Source organism: Streptomyces sp. NPDC002669, assembly GCF_042889165.1.
In the GTDB taxonomy this organism is placed as follows: Bacteria; Actinomycetota; Actinomycetes; order Streptomycetales; family Streptomycetaceae; genus Streptomyces.
The window spans coordinates 1-2,278 of sequence record NZ_JBIAQQ010000075.1 but is presented as its reverse complement, the minus strand read 5'-3'; the positions used below and the strand labels follow the sequence as shown (position 1 = coordinate 2,278).

1 protein-coding gene is annotated in these 2,278 nt (G+C 72.0%); it reads left to right on the top strand.

The annotated features are described in order from the left end of the window. Positions 1-2,278 (top strand): beta-ketoacyl synthase N-terminal-like domain-containing protein (locus ACFYW1_RS38960; RefSeq protein ID WP_389004572.1); only part of this gene is annotated, 2,278 nt, incomplete at both ends.

The window sequence follows — 2,278 nt, the reverse complement described above, 5'->3', positions numbered from 1 at the left end:
CCAACTACGCCGCCGCCAACACCTTCCTCGACGCCCTCGCCCACCACCGCCACACCCAAGGACTCCCCGCCACCTCCATCGCCTGGGGACTGTGGGAATCGTCCGGCGGCATGGGCGGCACCCTGAGCCGGGCGGATCTGGATCGGCTCGCCGAAACCGGCGCCGGTGCCCTCACGGTCGAGCAGGGGCTCGCAGCCTTCGACGAAGCGCTCGGACACCACCGTCCCGCGCTCGCCGCCATCCCCATGAACGCCGCCGCCCTGCGCAAGCGTGCCGAACGCGGAGCCCTGCCCCCGATCATGCGCGGCCTGGTCCGCGCCCCCATGCGCCGGGCAGCCGCGGGCGGCTCCGGAACGAAGAGCGGCACCACGCTCGTCGAACGCCTGGCCGCACTGCCCGAGGCGGAGCAGACGCAGCTGTTGCTCGACCTCGTACGGGACGAGGTCGCGGCGGTGCTCGGCCGCTCGGGCGGCAGCGCCCTCGAACCGAACCGCACGTTCAAGACGCTCGGCTTCGACTCGCTGTCCGCCGTCGAACTGCGCAACCGGCTCGGCGCCACCACCGGTCACCGGCTCTCGCCGACCCTCGTGTTCGACCACCCCACCCCGGCGGCCCTCGCCACCCACCTGCGCACGGTGCTGCTCGGCGACCGCCCGGCCACCGCGGCCCCGGCGGCCCCGAGCACGCGACCCGCAGAGCCCGAGGAGAACGACGACGCCATCGCCATCGTCTCGATGGCCTGCCGGTTCCCGGGCGGAGTGGCCTCCCCGGAGGACCTCTGGCAGCTCCTGCGGGACGGCGTCGACACCATCGGCCCCTTCCCGAGCGACCGGGGCTGGGACCTCGACGGCCTCTACGACCCGAACCCGGAGGCGACCGGGACCTCGTACACCCGGCACGGCGGATTCCTGCACGACGCCTCCGGGTTCGACGCCGACTTCTTCGGCATCAACCCGCGCGAGGCGCTCGCCATGGACCCGCAGCAGCGACTGCTCCTGGAAACGGCGTGGGAGACGCTGGAACGGGCCGGAATCGACCCCGAAACCCTGCGCGGCAGCGACACGGGGGTGTTCGCCGGTGTGATCACCAGCGATTATGTAACGCGCTTCGGTCAACTGCCCGAGGAACTGGAGGGATACGTCTCCACGGGGACGACCACCAGCGTCGCGTCGGGCCGCATCTCCTACACACTCGGCCTGGAAGGGCCGGCCATGACCGTGGACACGGCGTGCTCGTCATCGCTGGTCGCCCTGCACCTGGCGGCGCAGGCACTGCGGAACGGGGAGTGCGGACTGGCCCTGGCGGGCGGGGCGACCGTCATGGCGGGCCCGGTCAACTTCGTCGAGTTCAGCCGGCAGCGCGCACTCTCCGCCGACGGGCGCTGCAAGGCGTTCTCGTCGGACGCGGACGGCACCGGCTGGGGCGAGGGCGTGGGCCTGGTCCTCCTGGAGCGGTTGTCGGACGCGCGGCGCAATGGTCATGAGGTGCTGGCGGTGCTGCGGGGCAGTGCGGTCAACCAGGACGGTGCGTCCAATGGTCTGACGGCGCCGAACGGTCCGTCGCAGCAGCGGGTGATCCGGCAAGCCCTGACCAACGCGGGCCTGACAGCCGCGGACGTGGACGCGGTCGACGCACACGGCACCGGCACCAGGCTGGGTGACCCGATCGAGGCGCAGGCGTTGCTGGCCACGTACGGTCAGGAGCACACGCCCGAACAGCCCCTGTGGCTCGGCTCGTTGAAGTCCAACATCGGACACACGCTGGCCGCCGCAGGCGTCGCCGCCGTCATCAAGATGGTTCTCGCTATCCAGCAGGGAACGCTGCCGCGCACGTTGCACGTGCAGGAGCCGACCGGTCATGTGGACTGGGAGTCGGGCGCCGTCTCGCTGCTGACGCGGGAGCAGCCCTGGCCGGAGCTGGAACGCCCGCGCCGGGCCGCGGTCTCCTCGTTCGGCTTCAGCGGCACGAATGCCCATCTGATTCTGGAGCAGGCTCCGGAGCAGGAAGCGGGGCCGGGCGAAACGGCCGTCGGTGAGGGTCCGGTGCCGTGGGTGTTGTCGGGGCGGAGTGGTGCGGCGTTGCGTGAGCAGGCCGTGCGGCTGGCCGGGTTCGTTGCCGAGCGGCCGGAGCTGGACCCGGCTGCGGTCGGTTCCGCGCTGGTGCATGCCCGTACCGTCTTCGATCACCGGGCGGTGGTGGTCGGCACGGACCGTGAGGAGTTGCTGCGGGGTCTGGAGGCGGTGGCGGAGGAGGACGGACTGTCGCGGCCTGCCGTATC